This is a genomic window from Streptomyces sp. NPDC058985 (assembly GCF_042740985.1).
Taxonomy (GTDB): Bacteria; Actinomycetota; Actinomycetes; order Streptomycetales; family Streptomycetaceae; genus Streptomyces.
In genome coordinates, this window is sequence record NZ_JBHYJX010000037.1 from 67,031 (window position 1) to 89,150 (window position 22,120).

The following is a 22,120-nucleotide window of genomic DNA, read 5'->3' on the forward strand; positions in this document are numbered from 1 at the left end:
AATCGCATTACCTGTACGACAGCCTATCCGTGGGGCGTCCCCCGACGCCTGTACTCCAATGTCCTTCCCCCACCCGGCCGCGTCTACTGCCAGGACGACGCAACACCGGGACACCGGGGGAACTCGCAGCAGGACTACGGAAGACAGGGCCCGTCGGGACCAGGCGCCCCGCTATCGTCCCACCACGACGAAAGGACACCTGCTGTGAAGCATCGTCTACGCCGTGCCCTCGCCGGCCTCACCCTGACCGCCGCCGCTGTCGGCGGAACCCTCACCGCAACCGGAACCGCCGTCGCCTCCACCCCGCCTGACACCGCGTGGGGCGCACCCGCCCCCACCAACGCCGGCGGCGACGCGGGCACCGGGGAGGGCACGGACGACACCGCCTGGGGCACCCCGCCCACCGGCCCGTCCGCCCGCCCCATGGACACCGCCTGGGGCTAGACCCCCGCGCGGCACGAGACCGGCCCGGCAGCACGCCCCCGACGCTGCCGGGCCACCCGGGCAGGGGGGAACACCCGGCCCGAAATCCGGGACCGTAGGAGGCATGGCCCCTTCCCCCGAACCCCAGCCCCAAGCCGTCGACTACAACGGCCACCCTCTCCACGTCGGTGACACCGTCGCCTACATCGGCGTAGACCCCGTCCGCCTCTGCGAGGGCCGCATCGCCGTCACCGCCCCACTCAACATCTGCGTCGAATCCGGCCCCCACCTCATCACCTTCACCGGCGTCCCCGCCTCCCACGCCACGCCACGCCCGCGGCCCCTGGACGGCACCGTCAGCCGCGACGACAGGGAAGAGCCGATGCGGTACCCGCAGGTCGCACTGACTGGCACAGAGGGCCGGCACAGCGTCGGTCTCTACGTCGGGGACTCCGAGATCGGCGAGGCGGTACAGCGGGACATCGCCCGCCACATGGACCAGGTCGTCCGGCGACAGGTGGGTGACGTCTAATGCCCAGCCCCAAGCAGCACAGCGAACGTCGTGAGGCCTACTGCGCCTGGCTCACCGCCAACCAGATCGACCCCGCCGACGTCCTTCTGAACGCCGACGTCTACCTCGACACCGCGGAGGACGGCACCCGCGTCATCGTCTACGAGGCCTGCGCCCGCGACTCCGAAGGCCGGAAACAGGTCGACGAACGAGGCGACGGAGTGGCTCTCGAACGTCGCACGGTCCGGCTCCTGGTCGACCCGCCCGGCTGGTGGGAGCCGTACCGCAAGCCCACCCGCGACCAGCTCCTGGAGGTCGTGGACAAGGTCCGTGCCCTGCATAAGCCCCAGCCGGACGGCAGCCCCTTCCCCGAAATCCAGCAGTGCAGCACGTGCAGCCGCACCGAGGGCGACGGCTACCAGTACCTCGTGTACTGGCCCTGCCCCACCATCCAAGCCATCGACAGCGAGGTTCAGCCGTGACCCAACAGCACGAAATGTCTTGGGAGCGCGACACGACCGAGTACGTGGACGACAACAACTGGGTGATCCGCGAGCCGACCGGTTCCACGCTCGTGACCTGCTCGTGCGGCTTCAGCCGGACCGTCAGCAACGACGAAGCACCGCAGGTGATGGAAGAGCACCGCGCCAGCACGGGGCAGCGCCTGTAGCCCGTTCTGGCAGGGGGGAACACGGGCCGGAAATGTGCCGAGACTGGCGTGTATGCCCACACCCAAAACCGGCCTCTTCCGACGCCTCGCCACCCTCCTCGGCATAGGCGCCGGCGTCCTCACCCTGACAGCCGCCGCGCTCCCCGGACCGCACTACAGCGGCACCGGCTGGAAAGCCATCACCAGCCACGGCGTGTACAGCCTCTCCCCCGACCCGTACGACATCGTGTTCGCCGACGCCACGGCCCGCACCAGGTTGGCAAAGTACTTCCGGCTGCCAGCCGCGCAGGTCACCAGAAACGTCGGCGTACAGATCACCGTCACCAGCACCCTCGACACCACGCCGCTCGGCACGTGCCCGCCCCGGCACCGCATCGTCGTCCACTACCTGCACCAGCCCACCGGGCAGCGCGGCATGTCCCAGGCCCGGCCCTGCTACGCCACCGCCAACGGGAGCGCGTGGGGCGGGCACATCCTCATGGACTCCGAGTACTGGGAGCAGCCCAACTGGTTCTCCACCGACCCGACGGTGAACGACGCCCGCCGCAAGGACGCCGTCACCCACGAACTCGGGCACATCCTCGGCCTCGACCACCCGAACACGGACATCGACCGGGACGGCACCGTGGAGGCCGGCGAGTGCGTGAAGAACACGGCAGGCTGGAAGCCGATCATGTGCAGCCCAAATCGCGGTAACCCACTCGCCCGCCCGGTACGCACCGGCACCGGGCCGATCGCCTACAACATCAGCGAGCCCGGACGGTTCTCGAAGGACTTCGACCTGCCCGGCCTGCGGCAGCTCCGCGCCAACTTCGACCTCCGGCAGAGCTGACCGGGCAACGGCTGTCAGAGGCGCGTGCCATTCTGGGCGTGGTACGTCTGCCGGGATCAGGTCGGGTCCGGGAAACCGCATCCCTCCCGCATACACGCCGCGCCCGTCGGGAGTAACGCCGCAGCGGGGTAGAGGCCCCCGGAGACGTCCGCCTTCCGCCCCGTCCGCGTCCCCCGTCGCGGTCGGGGCGGTCGTGTATCTACTCCAGGCCCGTCTTCGGGTTGCACACCCCGCACATCTCCACGACCAGCGTCTCGTCCGCCAGCGCCTCCAGGACCTCGTGCCGCTCCAGGTAGCCGTGTTCGCCCCGCCAGATCCCGCACCCGCCCCGGTGCAGCACGGACCGGCGGTCGCGGGCCGGCTCCAGCTTCCACCGGGCTTCCGCGTGCGCACGCTGCGCCTGTACCTTCGCCCGCTCGACCTCCGCCTCCGCTGTGCGGATCTTCGCCCGGGTGTTGCCCAGCTGCCAGTCCAGCCACTCCTCGAGGGCGCGGAGCTTCGCAAGGCGTTCTTCCGGGGGCAGGTCGCTCATATGTTCGAGTCTACGGACGCACGAAAAGACCCTGCCACCTGGGGGTTCCAGGTAGCGGGGTCACAGTCTCCCCGGGTGGCACAAGGCGAGGCTACGCCGCACTGCCGTACCGGGGAAGCGTCCGCTGCACCTTGGCCGCCAGCTCGACCGCGGCGGGCTGTACCGGGCCCCTCCCGCCCGGCATGCCCGCCAGCGTGGTCACCAGCTGGTCCGCGGCCAGCACGTGCACGATCCGCTCCCACGCCGGCACCGGCACATCCAGGCGACCCCCGGCGACCGGGGAGCCGTGGACGACGATGACCGGCATCAACATCCCCGCCGGCACCCCCAGCACCGAAGCGGTTCCGGACACGTAGCCGGCGAACTTCTCCACCTGCTCGTGCCGGTCTTGCCTGCCGCAGTGCACCCGGCCCCCGACCAGCGTGGTGGGCCAGCCCGCATGCCACTTCTTCGAGTCCAGCACGATCAGGCCCTCCCCGGATAGGGGTATCGCGACGTGATCGACGTTGAAGCGGCGCCCTGGCACCGCCAGGTCGTGGAACACCTGCCAGCCAGCCGGTAATCGGCGCAGCAGGTCCGCGGTCTGCTTCTCGCCGATGCTGCCCTGCTCCTGCCGTACCGCCGCCGCCTCGAGACGCCGATCGTTGGCGTTGATACCGCACCAGCGGAGGACCGTCCGCCACCAGCCCTTGCTGGCCCGGGCGCGCAGGCGGGCGCCCTCATCAGACGTCGACCCGCCCGCGGTCACCGGCGGACCTCCTGACGGGCCAGCCACGCCCGGTAGTAGGCGTGCCCCGCCTCATCCGCCGCCCCCGCCACCGCATGCCCGAGGACGATGCCGATCGCCCCGCGCAGACCGATCGTCTCGCCGTACACCTGGTCCCAGGCGCGCGTGTCGGGGTTGAGGGTCTCGCGTTGTCGGGCTCGCCGGTACAGCTCTGCGCACAGGGCGTCGGCAGTGGCGTTGCCGGGCTCGGACGCCTGGGCGGCGAGGGTGGTCTGGTCGGTCATCGGGGGTTCCTTCCAGTGCGGGCGGGGGCGAGTCGGGCGAGGTGGGCGACGAGCAGCAGGCTCGGGATCAGCCACAGCAGCAGCACACCGGCGATCGGGTGGCCTGCGAGCATCAGGCTGGCGCCGCCCGCGCCGGCGGATGCGGCGACGGTCCAGCAGGCGTACACGGTGCCCTGGTCACTGGTCACGGGCGGGTCCTTTCAGTGTGGCGGGGTCGGGCGTGGGCGCGGCGGGGTCGGCCACGGCGTACCTGCCGGACCGCGGCCTCCACGAGGAGCGTCAGGAGGGCTGCGGCGAACGCGCAGCCGATGACCGAGCCCAGCGTCAGGTGGGGCGCGGCGGTGAAGGTGAGCCATGCCCAGGCGGTGGCGCAGGCTATGGCGACGATGAGGACGCATTGGGTGAGGAGCAGGAGCAGGCGACGCATCAGGGCCTTCCTGGGGTGATCGGTCTTGCCCGCCGATGGCGGTGTCTAAGATGTCCGGATTTCCGGGCGGCGGATGATGCGAGCCTCGACCGCCAGCACAGCCGCATGCGCCCGATCACGCGCCCCCAACAGGCGGCGGATCTTCTTCACGTGGTCCTTCACCGTGTGCTCCGACAGGTTCAGACGTCGGGCAATCTCCGCGTTCGTCCACCCGTCCGCCACCAGCTCCAGGACCCGCAGCAGGGGCGGCGACAGCTTCACGGTGGCCGGGGGGTCGAGGAGACGGTGCTGGTGGGCTAGGTGGATGGCGTGAGCGAGGTTCCGGGCGCCCATGCGGTCGATCATCCGTTTCGACATGGACCCGACTCCGCTGACGCTCATGAACAGGGTGGGAGCGATGTCGCGGTACGTCTCGCCTGCTGCCTGCCGGCGGAGGAGTTCCAGTTCCCGGTCGGTGAGAACCGGGCCGGGCCCGCTACCCGAAGGCGGCGGGCCCGGTCGTACGGGGGCGGTCACGCTGCCACCCCATACGGCTCCAGCACCGCCGCAGACGGCAGATACAGCGGATGCCTGGGCTGCCCCGTAGCCGTCCAGCCCAGGCAGTACACGGCAGCGCCACGAGCCCGCAGAAGGCCCGTCACCGCCTCCCCACGCCCGTCCTGGACCCCGGCAGCACCCCAGGCGGCTATCACCCGGTGCGCGCCGCTCACGGCCTGGCGGATGAACGCGTTGTTGTGCGGGCCGACCGGGTCCGGATGCCGGGTGAGGGCGCGGGGGTCGGTGGAGCGCAGCGCGAACAGGTTGACGACGACGAGCCCGCCGGCTCCTTCCCGCCGGGCGAATCCCCGGCAGCGGCGGATGGTGGGGTCGTCGGTGAGGGCGTCGGCGGTGGACGGGTTCAACATCACGTACACGACGGGCGGCACGCTCGGGTCCCAGATGCGGGTGAGGAGGTACCGGTATTCGCGGCGGCTGCTGTCGAAGACGGCGGCGGCGAGGCCTTCGGGGGTGGCCTGCTGTTCGATGTGCACGGACAGTTCGGTGTTGGGGAGCATCTGGAGGACGGTCACTCGGCACCCCCCGGCTGCGCCTCGGCGGCGGGCTGCTTGAAGCCGCCCCGGGCGACCGCGCGGCGGACGGCACGGGCCTGGTGCTCCCAGTACGAGCGGTCGTCCTCGCCGAGCTGCTCCCAGTCGACGTCACGGGGCTCGAACCGACGGTGCAGCCAAGCAGCCAGGGTGTCGGCGGGCGCCGGTGCGGCCGGGGTCGGACGCCATGCCGTGGCCATCTCGGCCAGCCAGGCCGGCCACTCGGCCACATCCCCCTCCGGGGCGGTGTACCGGTTGGAGCAGCGGGCGTCCGTCACCTCCCCGTCCTCACGCACCCACTGGCCATACACCTCCGCCCGCAGGCCCTCCGCCTGATAGCGGAAGGTGACCTCCATGGGCCGGATGTGACCGCTGCCGTACATGTTCTTGACGTCGGGCTGTCCGGTGACGCGGAGTTCGACCTGCCGCTCGAGGACGGTGGCGTTCGGCTGGCTCATCGGCTGGTCCTTTCGGTGGCGTGCTTGCGGGACAGCTCCAGGGCCTGCGCGCGGACGTCCTCGGGAACGCTGCTGGCGGTGACCTGCACCCAGGAGTCGCAGTCGCACGGGTTGAGGCCGTGCCAGCTGTTGCCGTCGCAGTCGGACTCCCAATCGACGGTGACCGGGATGGGGTTCATGACGACGAACTCCTGGAAATCGCCCCAGGCGTACGAAGGACTCTTGCCGCAGGCGGCATGAACGAGGACGGCCTGGCCTTCGTCGAGTTCCAGGAGGTACTGGTTGTCGCCGGGCGGACACTGGCAGCCGAGTTCGTCGGGGTCGGGGGTGTTGTCCTCGGCGGGTTCGGCAGGCTGGAAGCCGATCTCGGTCACCTGCTGGTCTCCTTCGTGGCGGCGCGGCGGGTGTAGGGGAGGCGTGCGGAGGCCCGGGACAGCAGGGACCTACGCGGGACTGCCGGGGCCGTGGCCGGCGCGGGCGGTGCGAGGGCGGGAGAGGGCGCGGCGGGGGTCGCGGGGAGGACGGTGACGGTGTCCGGGTGCCACAACTCCACCCACACCCCGCCGGTACGCCACAGGACCGCTTCACGGCCCGCCTGGGACACGTCCAGCGTGGGCAGTTGGTCGCCCGGCGTGTGCGGCCGGTTCGCCAGGTAGCCGGCCTGCCGGTCCGCGAACCGGTGCAGGGCACGCCCGGGTTCACGTCCTCGGACACGGGCGGACAGGAACAGGCTGCCGTCGTCGAGGCGGCTGACGGTCCAGGCGGCGAGGGATTCGTGGCGGCCAGCCTCGGTCTCGGCCCACCGTTTCACGGTTTCGAGCTTGGTGAGGACTGCGTCGGGGGTGAGGGAAGGGATGGTCATGCGGGTTCCTTGTCGAAGGAGGGGAGGGTGGTGGGCCGCCCGCCGGCTGCGATCGGGCGGGCGGCCCGGACGAGGGGTGGGGGAAGGCCGCGCAGCCTCGGGGGATGGGGTGGGCTGCGCGGCCCCCGCGGGCCTCCCTGGGGGCGGGGAGGCGGTCGGGAAGCGCTACACCGGGGGAATCTGCACCGGCTGCCTGACCTGCCAGGCGAGACCAGTGCCAACACCCCCGGCCTTGTTCCGAGCCAGGACCGTGACCGCGGGCCCGTCGAAGTCCTGGTCCAGTAGCAGGCAGACGTCCGAGCAGTACCCCGACACGTGCTCCGCCGGCTCAGTACACCGAGGACGAACGCAGGCCTGCATCAGACCAAGTCCTCGTAGTACGTGGCCGGGTTGTCCTCCAGGACCGACACGTTGTCCTTCAGGAGCCGGATCGGGCCCGTGCTGGAGGCCCGCTCGCTGGACACTGCGAACTCGGCGTTCCCCTGGCCCCGCTCGGACGTGTACGTGGCGACGGTCTCCCAGGCGTTGGTCGACCAGTCCCATCGCTGGAGCACGAACACGGGCCACTGCGTTTCAGCGGTGCTGGGGGCGTGGCAGGGGCAGTCGGGGTGGTGCTTGCGGTCGACTGCCATGGAGCCGGCCTTGCCGGTGATGCTGGTGATGACGCGGTGCCCGTCGCGGATGCCGACGATCTGGGTCATTTTCTCTCCCGGTGGGCTGGGTTACTGGCCGTAGTGGTTGGACGGTCAGGCGGTCTTGTTGGCCAGGTCCAGCTCGTCGTAGATCCGGCGGGCCACGTCGCCCATCCGGTCGACGTCCTCGGCGGTCATCCGCCCGCAGTGCGTCGGGTGCCACTGGCTTCCGGGGAGGTGAGCGGAGATGCGGCACCAGTCGCAGGTCTTCGGCGCGTATGTGATCCAGGGCATTCGGTTCTCCAGGTGGTGGTGCGGTTCAGATGCTGTCGGTGTCGTAGGTCTTGCGGGCGAGGCGTTCCGCGGCCCGGCGGGTGCCCTGCTGGAAGCCGGTCCGGCCGTGGCGGGTGGCGTTCCAGTGGGCGAGGAGGCGGGGCTTGTCGTAGTGGTCGGACGGGTCGTCGGGTTCGCCGTCGCGGGAGGTGCAGGGCTGGCCGTGGATTCCGGCGGCGATGTCTTCGGGGGTGGCGTCGCAGTCGCAGGGCATGCGGGGGTTCCCCCTTGTTGGGGTGTGGGTGGTGGCTAGGTGTCCACTCTAACCCATACTCTATGGCGTTCGCCATAGCTCTATCGGTATTGCGGGCGCGAGAAAGGGGCCCGACCCGAAAGCCAGACCCCTCGTCACATCCCGCCGCGGCTCAGAAAGGCGGAGGTTCCTCACCCCCACCCCACCCGCCGGCCTGCCCCTGCGTCCCCGGCACACCCGACGCCCACGGATCCTGACGGCCTTCCTGCGACGACTGACGCGACGTCTCCTGATACTGCTGCCGCCCCTGCCCGCCACCCGACTTCGTCACCTTCGCCGTCGCCGACCGGAGGCTGGCACCGATTTCCTCGACATCCAGCTCGTACACCGTCCGCTTGACGCCCTCACGGTCCTCGTAGCTCCGCTGCTTCAGCCGGCCCTGCACGATGACCCGCATGCCACGCTGCAAGGACTCCGCACAGTTTTCCGCCGCCTGACGCCACACCGAGCAGGTCAGGAACAGGCTCTCGCCGTCCTTCCACTCGTTCGTCTGCCGGTCGAACGTCCGCGGGGTCGACGCCACCCGGAACTTCGCTACCGCCACCGAGGACGAGGTCCACCTAAGCTCGGGATCGTCAACGAGGTTCCCGCACACCGTGATCACCGTGTCGCCGCTCATGCTGCTTCCTCCATCTGCTTCCTGCCCAGTGCTGCCTTCGAACGGTCTCCGTGACCGCACATGTGCTCCCGCGACGCCTTCAGGCTCCTCGCGGACCGTGCCGCCCTGATCGGGCCCCCACACGACGCGTACCGCTTCCCCGTGACGATCGCCCGCACCGTCTCCCTGTTCACACCGAACGACATCGACAACTCAACATCCGTCGCTCCCGCACGCGCCCTCTCGCGCATCGCGACGACCTCTTCGGGCGTGAACGTCCGCAGACCCGGCTGCTTCAGCTCCGGGAACGCCCGCCCCGAACGCTGCCACTGCTTCCGCAGCCGGTTCACCCGGTTCTCCGTCGTCCTCCGCGGCCACCTACGCAGGTGGTCCACATCGGTGAGGGTCAGCCCCGCGGCCACGCACTGCTTGATGGCCTCCAGGAACTCCACATCGGTGAGCTCACCCACGCGGAAGCCCTTCACGAATTTGGCGACCGCGACCTGGTCCACGAAGTCCGCGTCCAGGTCGACGTTCTCCTCGGGGGCGAGGTCGCGGACCGTGCGGTCCTCCGACCATGACGCCGGCACCGTCAGGCTGCCGTGCTCGTCGTGGTCCAGCCATCCCAGGGCGCGTCCCACGGGCTGGTCCGGGTCGACGAGACCGGCCAGGACAACGATCAGGGCGTCCTTCTCCGCCGCGGACAGGCCAGCGAGGACCGCGGAAACGTCCTCCGGGCCACCGTCACCGTGGACGAGGACGGCGAGGTTCGCTGCTTCGGGGAGCATCCGCTCGGCGAGGTCACCGCGCTGCTCCGCGTTCATGCTGCTCATGCCGCCACCTCCTGCCCGGTCGAAGCGTTCGCCTTCTCCGACTGGAGATACCGCCACGCCCGGCCCACCGCACAGTGGCCCACACCCAGCTCCGTGGCGATCGTCCGATGCGAGGCGCCCTCCCCGACCCGGCGGATGAGGTACGCCTCCGCGTCCAGGCACACCTCGTACTCCGTCTCTCCCGCCTGCCGGTGGCGGGCGAGCGTCAGCCGTTCCTCTTCCGTCGTCCCACCCCACACGCCGGACCGCTGGCCCGTGGACAGCGCCCACTCCAGGCAGGCGGCCTGTACGGGGCAGCGCCGGCACACGGTCTTGGCCTGCTCGGTCTGGATGGCGGCGGCCCCGAGGGTGCCGACGGGGAAGAACAGGTCGGGGTCGTGTCGGCGGCATTCGGCGTCGTCGCGCCAGTCCCCGGTGTCGGCGGCTACGAGCGTCGGCGGCGCGGCGACTGTCCTAGGGCGGCGGGTGTTGGTGGTCATCGGGGGTCTCCGGGAAGGGTCGGCCAGGTCGCCTTGTCGAGGGCGGCCCGGTGGGTTTTCGGCATGTCGGTGATGGGGTGTCCGAGCCAGTCGCGGCCGGCGGCCATCAACGCGACGGCGTCGGCGGCGTTGTCGTTGCCGTTGGTGGTCCAGTCGGGGAAGCGGCGGGAGACGGCGTCGATGACGGCTCCCTTGGCGGCGTTGCCTTTGCCGGTGGCGTAGAGGGCGCGGGCGTTGGGTGCCATGAGGGCGACGGGGACTTCGTAGTGGGTGAGTTCGCTGTAGAGGTGCCACCAGAACCAGCCGCGTTCGTGGGCTCCGCCTCCGGAGCGGGAGACGGCGGGGAGTTCCATGACGACGAGGTTGGGGAGGTGGACGGCCTCGAGGACTTGGTGGGCAAGCTGACGCATGGCTCGGATGCGTTCGGCGTGGGGGAGCTGGGTGATGCCGGGGTCCTTGGTGCGGGCCTTCTTGTAGCCGATGACGTCGACTTGGCCGTTGCTGGAGGCGATGCCGGTTCCGGTGAGGCTGGGGTCGACGCCGACGACGAGGGGCGGGGCGAGGGCGGTCGGGGCCGGGTCGGAGGCGGTGAGGGTCATGTGGTGGGCTCCGTCGGCTAGCGGCTGGGTTCGGGGAGTTGGAGGTCGCGGGCGAGGTTTTGGCGGATGTCGAGGGCGATGGCGGGGTTGTGGATGAAGCGGACGACGATGGCGAGTCGGCGGCGGTGGTCGCCGAGGTCGGTTTCGAGGGTGGCGACGAGTGCGGTGTGCCGGGTGCAGAGCTGGCCGGCGAGCTGGTCGACGTAGGCGGCCTGGTCAGGCATCGCTGGTTGCCTTGGGGTATTCGCGGACGCGGAGGTCGGCGGGCCAGTCGGTGGGGTTGCCGCCCTTGCTGTCGGAGGCGTCGTTGCTGCGGGCCCAGACGGAGCCGAGCTGCTTCACGAACGGGGCGACGCCGGCCTGGCGGGCTTCGTAGATGAGGTCGTCGATCCACCATGGTTCGAGGACTCGTGCGCCGGGCCCGGACTCGCCGCCGATGATCAGCCAGTCGATGCCGGTCAGGTTGAGCGACGGCAGGGGTCCGAGGAGGGGTTCGGCGGAGATGAATCGGACGGCGGCGGGGGTGTTGCGGAGGGCGTCGGCGCGGCGCGTGTAGTCGTCGGACTCGATCGAGGTGCCGATCCACACGTTCGGGAGGGGCCAGCCGCTGCGGTGGTATATGCCGTGCTTCAGGCCGGGCACGTAGGTCGGGCTGTGGGAGGTGGCGGCCCACTCCATGGAGGAGCGGAAGTGCTCGCCGGGCGGGTGGCCGTTGCCGCAGCCGCACAGGTCGGTGAGGATGCGGGCGGCTCGTTCGGGCCGCTTGGTGAGGATCTGGTACGTGTGCTGCGGGGTGGCGGCCATGACGGCGAACACGCGGACGAGGAACTCTCGGGGGACGCGGGCGTGGAAGAGGTCGCTCATGGAGTTGACGAAGACCTTGCGGGGCTTCTTCCAGCGCAGCGGTTCGGTGAGGACGTCGGGGTGGGTGGTGAGGGCGAAGCCGGGGCCGGAGGTCTTGGGGTTGCCGTCGTTCTGGTACTTGGCCTGGCCCATGCCCTTGAGGCGCTTGGCCATGGTGAGGGCGTAGCAGTGGTCGCATCCGGGGCTGATGCGGTCGCAGCCGGTGGTGGGGTTCCAGGTCTGCTCGGTCCATTCGATGCTGGTCACGGCTGCGGGTGCTCCTTGGCGGTGTCGTTGTCGGCGCGGGCGGCGATGCCGGCGGCTATCTCGCGGGTGGAGAGGGGCTGGGTGGCGGTGGCTGATGCGGCGGCACGGGCGACGGTTCCGGTGGGGACGGGGATGGTTTCGGTGATCGCGTCGCCGAGGAGGACGGGTTGGGCCCAGGTGGGGGCGTGGAGGATGCCGAGGTCGGCAAGTTCGTCCGGCGTGAGCGGCGGGATCGCGGCGAGGTCCGCGTGCGGCTGCTGACAGCGGGCGGCGTGGACGCGGGCAGCGGCCGCGGTGGACGGCGTGGTGAGGGTGTACTCGTGGACGGCGCCCATGGGGCAGGTGGCCTGCCAGCGGAGGGTTCGGGTGGTGTGGGTGTAGTGGAGGGTGCTGCCGTCGGTGAGGGGGCGGGTGGCGGTGCCGTCGCGGTGGTCGCGCCAGTCGCGGATGCGGTGGGTGGGGAGGCCGGCTTGGCGGGCGGCGTGGACGGCGTAGATCTGGGTGTCGGCGATGAAGTCGAGGGCGCGGGTGGGTCGGGTGGGGGTGGGTTTGACGAGGGAGAGGCGGGGTTGGGTGGGCTTGCGGGTGCGGGGGCCGGCGGTGGTCTTCTTGGCCGCGGTCTTCTTGCTGGGGGTGGTCTTCTTCGCGGTGGTTTTGCGTGTCCTGGTGGTCATGGCGCGGGCTCCCGTGGGTCGGGGTGGGGCTGGTGTCGGGTGGTGCTCCGGTGCTCGTGCTGATGTGGGGTGGTGCGCGGTCAGGCGGTGGCTTCCCAGAGGGTTCTGGGCATGTATTCGGTGCCGGTTGCCTGACGTGGGCGGGAGGGGGTGTTCCATCCGGGGCGTGCAGGCCGATGGGCGATGGTCTTCCAGCCAGCTGCGCGGAGGCTGGCTCCGGTTTCGGTGGCCTGCGTGTAGGTGATGAGGCGCGTGTAGCCGAGGGCCTGCGCTGCTCGCCAGGCGGCGCCGTACAGCATCGAGTTCGCGTTGGGAGTGCCGTCCGTCGCGGTCCGGGTGACTTCGAGGGTCTGACCGTTGTCGAGGTGGCGGGCGACCGGACGGCCGATTATGGCGACGCCGCGCAAAATGCCCTCGTTGTCAGCGACTCCCATGCAGAACTTGCAGCCGACGGGAGGCTGGTGGTGCCGGTGCCAGGTGGCTACGAAGGCGGCTGCATCAGCGAACCGGACCGGCACCAGGTGCAGGCTCATGCTGGCCGCCTCTGCATGTACCGCTGGTGGAGGGTGCTGGTTTCGCGGCCCTGCTTGCGGGCGAGCCAGGTCTGGGCGACGTCGGCCTGGGCGTTGGTCTGGGCGATGTGGGTGTTGAGGAGGCCGATGACGGTGTTGGCGTAGCCGACGACGTAGAGGTCGATGGCTTCGCGGCCGTCGGAGGGTGTGTCGAGCATCTGCTCGGCGCGGGCCTTGAGGGTGTGGATGTTGTCGCCGGCCTGGTGCTCGTCGTAGGCGTCGGCGACGCCGGTGGCGTAGAAGGGGTCGCGGGCGAAGGGGCTGACGGCGGGGGTGAAGGTCTGCATGGTCATGGCGTGGGGGTTCCGTCCTGGTCAGAGGGTGGCTTCGTGGGCTGAGATGACGGCGTCGGTGACGCGGTCCTGGCCGTCGCAGTCTGGGCAGGCCTTGCTGGTGTTGCGGTGGAAGCGGTGGCCCAGGGCGTGACCCTGCTTGCGACGCGGGCTGAGTTCCTCGTAGGGGATCTCTTCGCCGTCGGTCATGAGCGTTCCGTGGCCGCCGCAGGTGAGGCACAGTCCGTAGGCGTCGGTGAAGCCTGGGCGCGGGCTGGTGGGCTCGTTGTCGGCGGCGCGGAGGATGCGGCCGATGACCTCGCTGGTGCTGGGCGGGAAGTGCTCGCCGATGGGGGCGGTGGCGGCCCAGTTGGAGACGTGCTCGATGTAGTCCGGTCGGCCGTCGGTCTCGCAGGGCTCGCTGTCGAGGGCGGCGGAGATGGCACGGATGGCGGCCATGGCGGGCTCGGACGCTTCGATGAGGGCGCTGGAGTCGACGTCGTTGGTGAAGAACACGGCGGGGGCGGGGCGGTCTTCGGCGACGGTGTAGGCGATGGCGCAGATGTCGAGCTGGTCCATCGGGCCGTGGGCGGCGAATTGCTCGCCGCAGTGGAGGCCCTGGGTGTTGATGACGGTGGCCATGCGGCGGAGTACGCGGCGGGTGCTGGGCATCGGGGGCCTTCCTGGGCGGTGGGTGTTCTCCCGGCGGCGCGGTGTCGGCTTCACGCGCCGCCGGGGAGCCGGTGGGTTCAGGTGGCTAGGTGGGCTCGCGTGACGTGGCGGTGCAACTCGATCTCTGCGGATCCGTCATCGACGTGCCAGACAGCAGTTCGCCATCCGCACCGGTCGCACTTGCGGGAGACTTCGGCGCTGCGCTCGTAGATCGAGCGGCCGCCTCCGAAGGGGTTCAGTTCCGAGGTGTAGCCGTGGCAGTTGGCCGCCTCGCAGGCGTACGGGTCGAAGACCGGGGCGAACGGGCGCCAGTCGTCGTCTTGCGGGCACCGGCAGACGGCCTTGTAGGCGTTCCGGCGGGCGAGCATGCGGGCCTTGACCTGCTTGTCGGTCGGGCGGTGCCATGTGTGCATGCCCTTCCCGGGCATCCAGCGGCGTCCGTGGCCGTCCTGCTCGGTTCCGCACCAGCGGCATCCGAACGGGGTCGGTGGCTGGCCGTCGGGCCAACGGATGTGGCCGTGCAGCATGCCGGTGGTGGTGTCCTTTCGGCCGTAGCCGAGGAGGTGCTTGGTGGGGTCGGTGACCATGGCTGTTGTCCGTTCCTGGTCAGGCGGTTTCGCGGTGCTGGTCGGCGCACCACGGGCACTGGTGGCGGCCGAGGTTGTAGCCCTGGCCGTACTCGATGACGTGGCCGTTGCGGTCGGCGTCGAAGATGACGAGGCACCAGCAGGAGCAGGCGCACTTGCGGATCTCGCCGGTGATGCCGGTGAGGGCGGCGAGGGCGTCCATGAGGGGCTGGTAGTCGTGGGGGCCGGCGTGGTCGGCGCGTTCCATGAGCTGGTCGAAGCGGTCCTGGTCGTCGTTGCTCAGGGTTCGGTAGTCGGCTTCGGGGCGTGTGGAGACGTGCGTGGTCACCGTCATGGGTGCTCCGGGGCGTGAAAGGGGTTCTCCACCTGGCCTTTTGAGTGGGGGTCAGGTGTTGTCGGCCCATTCAAAGTAACCCATAAACTATGGCGTTTGCAATAGGTATACGGGTGTGGGAATGAGAAGAGCCCCGACCTGGGGGATCGGGGCTCTTCAGCGGTGGGGGCCGGCGGGCGTCACGGCCAGTCGGACGACGCTCTCAACTTCGCCGCAGTACGGCGGGCGTGGGCTTCGAGGACGTCCGTCCAGGACACGTGCTTCGTGAACCCGGTACGGCTGCGGACGCTGACGGTGTCCAGGCCGTCTTCCTTCACCCAGCGGCGGATCGTCTCTGCCCGTGCAGGGTGTCCAGTGCGGGCGAGGAGCGCGGAGGCCTCTTCGTAGGTGACCGGATCCTCGATGTCCTCAAGGGCCTCCGGGCGCGGGTGGTGGTGCAGTGCGGCCATGGTGCGGCCTCCCAGATCAGCGACCGAGTTCGCAGCTCCGCGGCCGAACGGGTGGATGGCGGTCCATCCGGTGTGGTGGTGGGTGGTGCGTGTGCAGTTGTGCGCCAGGTGTTGAGTGTTAGACCCGCGGGGCGTGGGTCAGGTTGCGTTGCGGCGCCAGATTTCTGTGCGCTGGATTTTCTGGGCGGCGAGGCGTGCCAGCGGCCAGGTGCTGGTGAGGCCTTCGGGGGTGGTGCAGCGGCGGTTGGTGCAGCGTGCGCGCCGGCTGGGGGCGTCCCACATGAGGCCCCAGCATCCGCAGCCGGGGCAGGGCTGCTTGGACACTTCGGTGGTGTCGCCGAGGCGGACGGCGTGTTCGAAGTGGTGGGTCTCGAAGACGAGGTCGCGGTGGGCTTGCTGGGTCTGGTTGGCGTCGCCGGTGGATTCCAGGCACCAGTCGTAGAGGTCTGCCCGGCGGTCGGGCGTGGGGCCGGCGTTGGGGGCGATGCCGCGGGTGAGGGCGATGATGTCGCCGGCGGTCTGGTCGAGGTAGTCGACGATGCCCAGGTTGAGGGGGGTGCCGGGGGTGGTGGAGGCGGCGCGTCGTTCTTGGGGGCCGCGGGCGGGGTGGTGGCGGAGGTCCGGGGTGTCGAGCAGGCGGAGGGCTTTTGCTGCGGCTGTGGCGGTGTTCTGGCCCATGTGTCCCCGTCCCCTGTTGCGTGGCCATCCCGGTGGGGCGCGCTCGGGGCCTGTGTGGGGCAGGGGGCGTGCGCGGGTTGGCCGGATGCTTGTGCTCCGGGTGTGTCCGGACGCCCCATCGTGCCATGGAATGGTCGCGTGTTGAACAGAGTGTGGCAAAGGATCTACGCGGGGTGCCTATTGTTGCATTTTGGTGACTGGCGGTAACTGTCAGGGTTCGGTCGGTAGGTGAAAGTTCGTCAGGCGAGCCGTCGGGTCGCGTCGTGCATGCCGTCGAGCATCCCCGTCAGGTCGGTGTGCGCCGGCTCGTCGATGAGCTGCTGGGCGAGGGCCCCGTCGAGGGTGCGGCGCATGATGCCGAGGCTGATGAGGAACGCCTCCGCGGTGGCGGGGTCGGTGAGGGTCCTTCGGTGGTCGGCGAAGGCTTTCTCGATGAACGCGGCGCGTTTCTCTTCGGGGGTGAGGTCACCGGTCGGGGGTGTGGGCATGGCCGCCTCCTGGCGGCGGGGGCGGCGGAATGCGAACACGGTGGCGGCCGGGCCGTCTGGTCCCGTGTCGGGTCGTGCGGGTTCTGCGGACATGGGGCGTCTCCGCTCCTCCGGCAGAAGTTGGGAAGGTCTCGTACAGCCTGGTATTCGCAGTACCGGGCCCTGGTGGGTGCACGCCGACTGCCAGTCCGGTGTGCGGAGCCCCACTCTGGCACTTGGCGGGGTGTGTGGGGTAGACAAGTCCGCTGATTGAGCAGGTAGTGACATCGTTTTTGGCCAAAGGATGACGTGCTGTAGGCCAGAACTGAACACCCCGTAATCATGTGGGTGTTGCATGAAAGATGCCCCGCACTGGTTGCGGTGGGGGTGCGGAGTTTGCCGACAACACACCGCCCGGCTTCCAGCGAGGGGCCGAGACCTCACGGGCACATGCCCGTCCGGTAGACGTCAGTCTACTCGCGGAGCCCTCCGCCCGGGACCCCCTTGCGCGCCTTGCTGTTGGGCAGGCGGGGGTGAGACCGGAAGCCGGCGGGTGGGCTGCGATCCACGGGGTCCGGCTTCCGGCCGCTTTTCACCACCAGACCGGCTCTGGCCCAGTTCCTCGCCCGGGTAGATATATGCAGGCCGTACGGAGATCGGTGCAGGGTCCACTCGTGTGGGTGACTCAGAAACCCCGGCAACCTGGGACAACTGACCCAAGTTCAAAACCGCAGGCCGGACGCACAAGAAGGGCCCCGCTCCCCCGCCGTGATGGCAGGTCCAGCGGGGCCCTCTAAGGTCTCGTGACTCAAAAATGAGTCACGAGGTCACTGCGGTGCCGACGGCAACAGCTCAGTCCGCAGCCGATCGACTTGGCGCTGCACGTGATCCAGGTACACGGCGGCACTCTGACGGTCCTGAGCTGCCAGACGACGCACCCAGTTCGCCTGCACTGCCTTCTCTGCCCGTGCAGCTATCACCTCGACCGTGGGGGCAGGCTCAAAAACGGGCCGCGGCTCCGGAACTGACTTCTGCCCCAGCCCTGTCACGTAGGCGACGATCTGCTCGGCGGCTGCCTCACGGTTGAACTCCGCGCCCTTCGGGACGGCCTTCACCGCGGCTTTCACCGCGCCCTGGAGGACCTGCGCGGTGATGTCCTTGCCCTCGGACTGCACGACAGTCTCAGCGACGGTGTCGTACACGAACGTGGCAGCGTCCACGTCCCAGGACTCGGCGACCGGAACGAGCTCCCACACCTGGGCTCGGTTGAGCTTTTTGACTCCAATTTGAGTCACGTCGCCCCGCTGCTGACGGACGTACAGGGCTTCGGCGATGGGCCAGGCCCGGATGAGCTTGTCGGCGTTCTGCCGGTTCATGTCCCATCGGTCCCAGCAGTAGTCGTCGAACGTCTTGTAGTTCTGCCGGTACAGGCGGGCGTCTCGGATGATCTGGAGGGCTTTGCCGGCGGCCCAGAAGGCGCCCTTGAGGGTTTCGACGGCGGCTTCGCACTGGGCGAGGCTGTCCTGCTCCTCGCCGATCAGGGTGGGGCTGTCGGAGATCGGCTTGAAGAGGTGGGGGAGGGACTGCGCCATGTCGACGGCTGTCGCGAACTTCTTCCGCTCTACCGCTTTGCCGCGGCGCTGGCCGCCCATCAGAGGGCCTGCTCTACGGTCAGGGCGAGCTTGTAGAAGTCCTCCCGGGCGCGCAGGGAGGTGCCGGACTCGGGGTACTGGATGACGGTCAGGCCGTCTTCGGGGGCCTTGGAGTGGACCTTGTACCGCCTTATGGCAACGGTCGCGAAGGGGTAGTTGCGCTTGCGGCACCAGTCGCGGAGCTTCTCCAGTTCGGGTCGGATGCCGTCTTCCCTGGCGCGGTCGTTGCCGGAGTCCCACATGTTGATGACGACGAGGAACTTGACGTCGCGGGGCTTGAGGACGCGTTCGATGGTGAACTCGGCCGGCCGGCGGGTGAGCCATTCCGGGGTGATGGGGACGATGGCGAGGTCGGTGAGGTCGAGGACCTCTTCCATGGCCTTGGCGGTGTTGCCGCTGCCGAGGGGGTCGGCGTCCATGGGGGCGTCGGGGTCGGTCTCCATGAAGCCGGGGGTGTCGACGAAGATGCGGCGGACGGCCGGGTCGTCGACGAGGTCGGGGATTTCGCCGATGCGGCCCTTGGTGACGACGTAGTCGAAGGGGAGCCGGTCTTCGGGGACCCGGGCGGCCCAGTCTTCGAGGCTTCCCTGTCGGTCGATGCCGGCGGCGACGACGGGGCAGGGGTCGTCTTGGGTGGCGGGAGGGTTGTTCTGTCCAGAGACGGCGGCGAGGTTGACGGCGAGGGTGCTCTTGCCGCTGCCGCCCTTCTGCTGGACGAGGGTGACGACCTTGGCGCGGTCGCTGGTGTCGGTAGAAGAAGGCATGGCCTGTTTCCTCCGTGGGCTTCCCCTTGTTGGGTACTCGGACGCCCCACAGGATGCCATGCCCGACTTCGGCGGGTGGCGCTTAGGTCGAGGTGTCGTCGTCTTCGTCGTCCAGGCCGTCGTTGTAGGGCTGCCCGTCGCCGTACGCGGCTTCCTGGAAGAGGTCGCGGTGGTCGCGGGTGAGTGGGGGCCGCGGGTAGGCGATGCGGGGCTTGGAGGCCCGGACGGGGGCGGTCATCGGGGGCTCCCGGAAGCGAGGGGGATGTAGGTGTCGCCGGCGGCCATCGCGATGAGAGCACCCGTGAAGTCGGCCATGACGTTGTAGTCGGGGCGGGCCCAGGGGCATTCAGGGGCGCGTTCTGCGCGTGCCCACTGGTCGAGCCAGGCTCGTTCGTCGGCGGCTTGGGCGGCGTGCCAGGCGGGGGTGTGGGGCATGGGCGGCTCCGTTCGTGCGGGGTGATCGCGTACACGGTGCCGCAGGAACCGCCGTCGTGTTCCCCCCTGCCTTCCTCAGGTCTGCCCGGAGGCGATGGAGTCGAGGTACTGGGCGCGGACCAGGTTGTGGCGCGCGTCGGCGAGCGCATTGTGGACGCCGTCCGGCTGCTCGGGCAGGGTCGGATCTCCCAGCCGCATGGACTCCTGCTTGAGGTCGTTGGTCCACATCGGGACCCCGTCGGGCAGGTCGATCATCCGGCCGAAGAGCTGCGCGAGGGCGACGTGGTCGTATGCCCCGTACCAGGCCCACAGCTCCGGTTCTGGGGTGGCCTGGATGAACGCGGCGACGTCGGCCGCTATTCGCTTGTGGCTCTTCACGGCGGGGTCGAGGTAGTTGAACAGCCAGTCGTGCGGCATGTGGAGGCGCCAGTCCCCGTGCGGCTGCGGCAGGGAGGGGACGACGTTCTCCATCAGCCAGGTGTGGGCGCGGAGGCGGCGCCGGAGCTTCCAGCCGCGCCAGGTGCGTGCGGTGAGGCGGCGGCTTACGGCGTAGTACTCGCGTCCGTCCTCGGCGACCATGCCGATCGAGATCAGCTTGATGGTCTTCCCGTCCTCGAGGAATTCGCAGTCGTAGAACATGCGCATGGGGACTCCTGTGGTTTGGAGGGCTGGGCTCTACGATCCCGTGGATCGCTGCCGGTGTTGCCCCCTGCTAGGCGACGTCGAGTGCGCGGCGTGGGGTGGTGCCGCCGGCGCGTTCGTGGCGGGCCCGGTTGATGGCGGTCTGGCGGACGGCTTCCCGTTCGGCGCGTGCGGCGGTCTCGAGCCGGTCGACTTCCCAGACGCCGTCTCGGTGCTCGCTTTCGGGCTGCCGGTTGGCGCGGAGGGCGGCTATCTGCCGCTGCCGGGCTTCCTCCAGGTACGGGTTGACCGGGGGTGGGGCGGGCCGGTTGTCGAGGGCGGCGGCGAGGGCCTGCCGGTAGCCGGGCGAGGCGGTCTCCCGGGTGCGTACCGGGGCCGGCTCGGTGGGCTTCTCCGGCTCGAGGGCGGGTTCGGTGTGCGCGGGTGCGGCCGCTCCGGGGGTGAGGATCTTCAGGGCGTGGACGCTGCGGCCGGTGTGGTTCTGCTGGATGCGGGCGAGGATCTGCGGCTGGCGGAGGCGGAGCTGGGTGCCGTAGGCGTCGGAGGCGGGTCGCAGGTGCAGGGTGCCGGTGTCGTGTTCGAAGCGGACGGCTGCGACCTTGTTGGCGAGTTCGGGGGCGATGGTCGGCCACTGGTCGAGGATGCTGCCGCCGGTCTCGGGGGGCTGCCAGGCGCGTTCGGTCATCATGCGGTTGATGGCGGCGCCGAGGCCCATGGGGTCTCCGTGCCGGCGGGCCGTGGTGCTGGTGGTGGTGCGCTTTTTGCGTTGGGGTTGGGTGGGTCGGGTTTTGGCGTCGGCTCGGGCGGCGGCGAGGGCTGCGCGGGCGAGGTCGATGCCGGACGGCTGCTGGCTCATGACGCGCTCCTGGGCTCGGGACGGACGCGGGTGTGGCAGACCGGGCAGTCGTCCGGGTTGGGGAGGTCGAGGACGCCGTGCGCGATGCGGGTGGCGTTCTTCCATGGGCGGTGGCCGCCTTCGTGGTCGCGGAAGGGGGCCAGCCATGCCATCTCGTTGGCCGCCTCGTCGAGCCAGTCAGCGACGGGGGCGTGGTAGTCCTGCTGGTAGTCCGCGAGGCGCGGGTCGTGGGCGCGGAGTTGGTCGGCGGCCTGCTGGAGGTGCTGGGCTGCGGGCCATTGGCTGCGGCGGTTGGTCATGCGGGGCTCCCGTTGAGGAAGGCGAGGATGTCGGCTTCGGCGTCCCACGTGTCGACGGCGCCGGCGGACAGGTCGTCGTGGCCGTAGGCCTGGCACTGCTGCTGGTAGCGGGCGAGACCCTGCCGGACACCGGCCATGACGTCGATGCGGCTGCTGATGCGGCCCTGGAAGGCGCCGGGGGCTGGGTTCTCCAGCTCGTACCGGTCGGCGGCAGCCTGCGCGGCCTGGGTCTCCTGCTGCTGCTTCTGGTCGGCGGCGAGGCGGGCCTTGATGAACGCGACCGGGTTGGTCGGCTTCCAGCGCATGCCGTGGCACCAGCCGTTGAGGTCAGCGGAGATCTGGTAGGCGTCCTGCCCGCGGTCGGTCCACCAGCGGAGGACGTACTCCAGCTGTCGCAGGGGCGCCTTCTGCGTCCAGTTGACGATTGCTCGGACGAGGCGGGCGGTGTTCATGTCCTGCTGGACGTCGGTGGCGGTGCGTCGGCGCCCGTTCTTGCTGCTGCTCTGGTGGGGGATTCGCGGTTTCGGCTGCCGAGCCTGCGAGGTGTAGTTACTACCACCGTCTACCTGAACCTGACTCTCTTCTCTAAGCCAGGTAAGGGAAGGGGGCTCAAGGCCCTCGGAGGCGGGGTTTTCCACAGGGGGGTTATCCACAGGCTGACGGCGGGTCTGGGCGGGGATCACGGGCTGCTGCTGGCCGCGCTGGTCAATGACGATGCGGGCCTGGTAGCCGGTGCCGATGATGCGGTGGCCCATGGCGTGGTCGTAGGCGGCCGGGATGACGGCGGCGTAGATGGTGGCGGTGCCCTTGTATCCCTTGAGCCCCTTGCTGGCCAGCAGGTTTGTGCGGGTGCCGTGCTGGACCCAGGCGAGGGCGCCGAGTTCGCGGAGGTAGCCGGCGTGCCGTTTGACGGTGGCGCGGGAGATGCCCAGGCGGGCAGCGGTCTCGTCGAGGCGGTAGAGGGCGTGTCCGAGGTCGTAGTCCATGCGGGCTGCGAGGTCTTCGGCGATGCGCTGGGTGGTGGCGTTGGCTTTGGGGTGGAGTCCGGCGCCGATGAGCCACTGGACGGCCTTGAGCCACTTGCGGGGCCCGGTCCTGCGGGATGCGGTGTGGTCG

39 protein-coding genes and 2 pseudogenes are annotated in these 22,120 nt (G+C 69.9%); 5 read left to right on the top strand and 36 right to left on the bottom strand.

Annotation, left to right across the window (positions count from 1 at the left end):
• Nucleotides 1-204: 204 nt before the first annotated feature.
• The 5 genes from ACFW01_RS27790 to ACFW01_RS27810 all read left to right on the top strand — a co-directional run bounded on the left by ACFW01_RS27790 (nt 205) and on the right by ACFW01_RS27810 (nt 2,436).
• Complete coding sequence (locus ACFW01_RS27790) at nt 205-444, top strand: hypothetical protein (protein WP_384507855.1); 240 nt, start codon at nt 205-207, stop codon at nt 442-444.
• 103 nt (nt 445-547) lie between these two features.
• Nucleotides 548-955, top strand: coding sequence for a hypothetical protein (locus ACFW01_RS27795; RefSeq protein ID WP_384507858.1), 408 nt, complete (start codon nt 548-550; stop codon nt 953-955).
• A complete protein-coding gene (locus ACFW01_RS27800; protein ID WP_384507861.1) occupies nt 955-1,416 on the top strand; it encodes a hypothetical protein in 462 nt (153 codons plus the stop codon). The genes ACFW01_RS27795 and ACFW01_RS27800 overlap by 1 nt, the downstream gene beginning before the upstream one ends.
• Complete coding sequence (locus ACFW01_RS27805) at nt 1,413-1,604, top strand: hypothetical protein (RefSeq protein ID WP_384507864.1); 192 nt, start codon at nt 1,413-1,415, stop codon at nt 1,602-1,604. Before ACFW01_RS27800 ends, ACFW01_RS27805 begins: the two co-directional genes overlap by 4 nt.
• 52 nt (nt 1,605-1,656) lie before the next feature.
• A complete protein-coding gene (locus ACFW01_RS27810) occupies nt 1,657-2,436 on the top strand; it encodes a hypothetical protein (RefSeq protein ID WP_384507867.1) in 780 nt (259 codons plus the stop codon).
• A 199-nt stretch (nt 2,437-2,635) separates the two neighbouring features.
• On the opposite strand, the gene ACFW01_RS27815 is transcribed toward ACFW01_RS27810, so the two are convergent.
• The 36 genes and pseudogenes from ACFW01_RS27815 to ACFW01_RS27990 all read right to left on the bottom strand — a co-directional run.
• Nucleotides 2,636-2,968 (bottom strand): DUF6233 domain-containing protein, encoded by a 333-nt coding sequence (locus ACFW01_RS27815; RefSeq protein WP_384507870.1) that lies wholly within the window; start codon nt 2,966-2,968, stop codon nt 2,636-2,638.
• Between the two features lie 91 nt (nt 2,969-3,059).
• A complete protein-coding gene (locus ACFW01_RS27820) occupies nt 3,060-3,716 on the bottom strand; it encodes a nuclease-related domain-containing protein (RefSeq protein ID WP_384507873.1) in 657 nt (218 codons plus the stop codon).
• A complete protein-coding gene (locus ACFW01_RS27825) occupies nt 3,713-3,979 on the bottom strand; it encodes a hypothetical protein (protein WP_384507876.1) in 267 nt (88 codons plus the stop codon). Before ACFW01_RS27825 ends, ACFW01_RS27820 begins: the two co-directional genes overlap by 4 nt.
• On the bottom strand, nt 3,976-4,167 hold the full coding sequence (locus tag ACFW01_RS27830) for a hypothetical protein (protein ID WP_384507878.1): 192 nt from the start codon (nt 4,165-4,167) through the stop codon (nt 3,976-3,978). Before ACFW01_RS27830 ends, ACFW01_RS27825 begins: the two co-directional genes overlap by 4 nt.
• Entirely contained in the window at nt 4,164-4,406 is a 243-nt protein-coding gene (locus tag ACFW01_RS27835) for a hypothetical protein (protein WP_384507881.1), read from the bottom strand. The genes ACFW01_RS27830 and ACFW01_RS27835 overlap by 4 nt, the downstream gene beginning before the upstream one ends.
• A 45-nt stretch (nt 4,407-4,451) precedes the next feature.
• Entirely contained in the window at nt 4,452-4,922 is a 471-nt protein-coding gene (locus tag ACFW01_RS27840) for a LuxR C-terminal-related transcriptional regulator (RefSeq protein WP_384507883.1), read from the bottom strand.
• Nucleotides 4,919-5,461: a DUF1643 domain-containing protein gene (locus ACFW01_RS27845; RefSeq protein ID WP_384507886.1), complete on the bottom strand. Its 543-nt coding sequence runs from the start codon at nt 5,459-5,461 to the stop codon at nt 4,919-4,921. Before ACFW01_RS27845 ends, ACFW01_RS27840 begins: the two co-directional genes overlap by 4 nt.
• Nucleotides 5,462-5,472: 11 nt before the next feature.
• Nucleotides 5,473-5,952 carry a hypothetical protein gene (locus ACFW01_RS27850; RefSeq protein WP_384507889.1) on the bottom strand — a complete coding sequence of 160 codons (480 nt, stop codon included), beginning with the start codon at nt 5,950-5,952 and terminating at the stop codon, nt 5,473-5,475.
• The gene (locus ACFW01_RS27855; protein ID WP_384507892.1) at nt 5,949-6,326 is read right to left on the bottom strand and encodes a hypothetical protein; all 378 of its coding nucleotides are present in this window, start codon (nt 6,324-6,326) and stop codon (nt 5,949-5,951) included. Before ACFW01_RS27855 ends, ACFW01_RS27850 begins: the two co-directional genes overlap by 4 nt.
• Nucleotides 6,323-6,814: a hypothetical protein gene (locus ACFW01_RS27860; RefSeq protein ID WP_384507895.1), complete on the bottom strand. Its 492-nt coding sequence runs from the start codon at nt 6,812-6,814 to the stop codon at nt 6,323-6,325. The genes ACFW01_RS27855 and ACFW01_RS27860 overlap by 4 nt, the downstream gene beginning before the upstream one ends.
• 359 nt (nt 6,815-7,173) lie before the next feature.
• Nucleotides 7,174-7,515, bottom strand: coding sequence for a hypothetical protein (locus tag ACFW01_RS27865; protein WP_384507898.1), 342 nt, complete (start codon nt 7,513-7,515; stop codon nt 7,174-7,176).
• A 45-nt stretch (nt 7,516-7,560) separates the two neighbouring features.
• Nucleotides 7,561-7,740, bottom strand: coding sequence for a hypothetical protein (locus ACFW01_RS27870; protein WP_384507901.1), 180 nt, complete (start codon nt 7,738-7,740; stop codon nt 7,561-7,563).
• A gap of 25 nt (nt 7,741-7,765) precedes the next feature.
• Nucleotides 7,766-7,993, bottom strand: a complete 228-nt coding sequence (locus ACFW01_RS27875; RefSeq protein ID WP_384507904.1) for a hypothetical protein — start codon at nt 7,991-7,993, stop codon at nt 7,766-7,768.
• A gap of 151 nt (nt 7,994-8,144) precedes the next feature.
• Nucleotides 8,145-8,651, bottom strand: a complete 507-nt coding sequence (locus ACFW01_RS27880; protein WP_384507907.1) for a single-stranded DNA-binding protein — start codon at nt 8,649-8,651, stop codon at nt 8,145-8,147.
• On the bottom strand, nt 8,648-9,463 hold the full coding sequence (locus tag ACFW01_RS27885) for a hypothetical protein (RefSeq protein ID WP_384507910.1): 816 nt from the start codon (nt 9,461-9,463) through the stop codon (nt 8,648-8,650). The genes ACFW01_RS27880 and ACFW01_RS27885 overlap by 4 nt, the downstream gene beginning before the upstream one ends.
• A gap of 182 nt (nt 9,464-9,645) precedes the next feature.
• A pseudogene (locus ACFW01_RS27890) lies at nt 9,646-9,942 on the bottom strand (WhiB family transcriptional regulator); the annotation flags it as partial.
• The gene (locus ACFW01_RS27895; RefSeq protein WP_384507913.1) at nt 9,939-10,541 is read right to left on the bottom strand and encodes a hypothetical protein; all 603 of its coding nucleotides are present in this window, start codon (nt 10,539-10,541) and stop codon (nt 9,939-9,941) included. The gene ACFW01_RS27895 and the pseudogene ACFW01_RS27890, both read right to left, overlap by 4 nt.
• A 17-nt stretch (nt 10,542-10,558) precedes the next feature.
• On the bottom strand, nt 10,559-10,765 hold the full coding sequence (locus ACFW01_RS27900) for a hypothetical protein (protein WP_384507916.1): 207 nt from the start codon (nt 10,763-10,765) through the stop codon (nt 10,559-10,561).
• On the bottom strand, nt 10,758-11,651 hold the full coding sequence (locus ACFW01_RS27905; protein WP_384507919.1) for a DUF5131 family protein: 894 nt from the start codon (nt 11,649-11,651) through the stop codon (nt 10,758-10,760). The genes ACFW01_RS27900 and ACFW01_RS27905 overlap by 8 nt, the downstream gene beginning before the upstream one ends.
• Nucleotides 11,648-12,325, bottom strand: coding sequence for a hypothetical protein (locus ACFW01_RS27910; RefSeq protein ID WP_384507922.1), 678 nt, complete (start codon nt 12,323-12,325; stop codon nt 11,648-11,650). The genes ACFW01_RS27905 and ACFW01_RS27910 overlap by 4 nt, the downstream gene beginning before the upstream one ends.
• An 80-nt stretch (nt 12,326-12,405) precedes the next feature.
• Nucleotides 12,406-12,858, bottom strand: a complete 453-nt coding sequence (locus ACFW01_RS27915) for an XF1762 family protein (RefSeq protein ID WP_384507924.1) — start codon at nt 12,856-12,858, stop codon at nt 12,406-12,408.
• The gene (locus tag ACFW01_RS27920; RefSeq protein WP_384507927.1) at nt 12,855-13,190 is read right to left on the bottom strand and encodes a hypothetical protein; all 336 of its coding nucleotides are present in this window, start codon (nt 13,188-13,190) and stop codon (nt 12,855-12,857) included. Before ACFW01_RS27920 ends, ACFW01_RS27915 begins: the two co-directional genes overlap by 4 nt.
• Nucleotides 13,191-13,211: 21 nt before the next feature.
• The gene (locus ACFW01_RS27925) at nt 13,212-13,841 is read right to left on the bottom strand and encodes a hypothetical protein (RefSeq protein ID WP_384507930.1); all 630 of its coding nucleotides are present in this window, start codon (nt 13,839-13,841) and stop codon (nt 13,212-13,214) included.
• Between the two features lie 77 nt (nt 13,842-13,918).
• Nucleotides 13,919-14,428: a hypothetical protein gene (locus tag ACFW01_RS27930; RefSeq protein WP_384507933.1), complete on the bottom strand. Its 510-nt coding sequence runs from the start codon at nt 14,426-14,428 to the stop codon at nt 13,919-13,921.
• Nucleotides 14,429-14,447: 19 nt separating this feature from the next.
• On the bottom strand, nt 14,448-14,762 hold the full coding sequence (locus ACFW01_RS27935; RefSeq protein WP_384507936.1) for a hypothetical protein: 315 nt from the start codon (nt 14,760-14,762) through the stop codon (nt 14,448-14,450).
• Nucleotides 14,763-14,941: 179 nt separating this feature from the next.
• On the bottom strand, nt 14,942-15,211 hold the full coding sequence (locus ACFW01_RS27940; protein ID WP_384507940.1) for a hypothetical protein: 270 nt from the start codon (nt 15,209-15,211) through the stop codon (nt 14,942-14,944).
• A 138-nt stretch (nt 15,212-15,349) separates the two neighbouring features.
• A complete protein-coding gene (locus ACFW01_RS27945) occupies nt 15,350-15,889 on the bottom strand; it encodes a hypothetical protein (RefSeq protein WP_384507943.1) in 540 nt (179 codons plus the stop codon).
• A gap of 239 nt (nt 15,890-16,128) precedes the next feature.
• Nucleotides 16,129-16,377, bottom strand: coding sequence for a hypothetical protein (locus tag ACFW01_RS27950; RefSeq protein ID WP_384507946.1), 249 nt, complete (start codon nt 16,375-16,377; stop codon nt 16,129-16,131).
• Nucleotides 16,378-17,183: 806 nt separating this feature from the next.
• Nucleotides 17,184-18,008 carry a hypothetical protein gene (locus tag ACFW01_RS27955; RefSeq protein WP_384507949.1) on the bottom strand — a complete coding sequence of 275 codons (825 nt, stop codon included), beginning with the start codon at nt 18,006-18,008 and terminating at the stop codon, nt 17,184-17,186.
• Nucleotides 18,008-18,772, bottom strand: a complete 765-nt coding sequence (locus ACFW01_RS27960) for a ParA family protein (RefSeq protein WP_384507952.1) — start codon at nt 18,770-18,772, stop codon at nt 18,008-18,010. Before ACFW01_RS27960 ends, ACFW01_RS27955 begins: the two co-directional genes overlap by 1 nt.
• An 82-nt stretch (nt 18,773-18,854) precedes the next feature.
• The gene (locus tag ACFW01_RS27965) at nt 18,855-19,010 is read right to left on the bottom strand and encodes a hypothetical protein (RefSeq protein WP_384507955.1); all 156 of its coding nucleotides are present in this window, start codon (nt 19,008-19,010) and stop codon (nt 18,855-18,857) included.
• Nucleotides 19,007-19,207 carry a hypothetical protein gene (locus ACFW01_RS27970; RefSeq protein ID WP_384507958.1) on the bottom strand — a complete coding sequence of 67 codons (201 nt, stop codon included), beginning with the start codon at nt 19,205-19,207 and terminating at the stop codon, nt 19,007-19,009. The genes ACFW01_RS27965 and ACFW01_RS27970 overlap by 4 nt, the downstream gene beginning before the upstream one ends.
• A gap of 75 nt (nt 19,208-19,282) precedes the next feature.
• Nucleotides 19,283-19,852: a 3'-5' exoribonuclease domain-containing protein gene (locus ACFW01_RS27975; protein WP_384507960.1), complete on the bottom strand. Its 570-nt coding sequence runs from the start codon at nt 19,850-19,852 to the stop codon at nt 19,283-19,285.
• Between the two features lie 67 nt (nt 19,853-19,919).
• Nucleotides 19,920-20,705, bottom strand: coding sequence for a DciA family protein (locus ACFW01_RS27980; RefSeq protein ID WP_384507963.1), 786 nt, complete (start codon nt 20,703-20,705; stop codon nt 19,920-19,922).
• A complete protein-coding gene (locus ACFW01_RS27985) occupies nt 20,702-21,004 on the bottom strand; it encodes a hypothetical protein (RefSeq protein WP_384507966.1) in 303 nt (100 codons plus the stop codon). The genes ACFW01_RS27980 and ACFW01_RS27985 overlap by 4 nt, the downstream gene beginning before the upstream one ends.
• Nucleotides 21,001-22,120: pseudogene (locus ACFW01_RS27990) on the bottom strand (hypothetical protein); the annotation flags it as partial. The pseudogene ACFW01_RS27990 and the gene ACFW01_RS27985, both read right to left, overlap by 4 nt.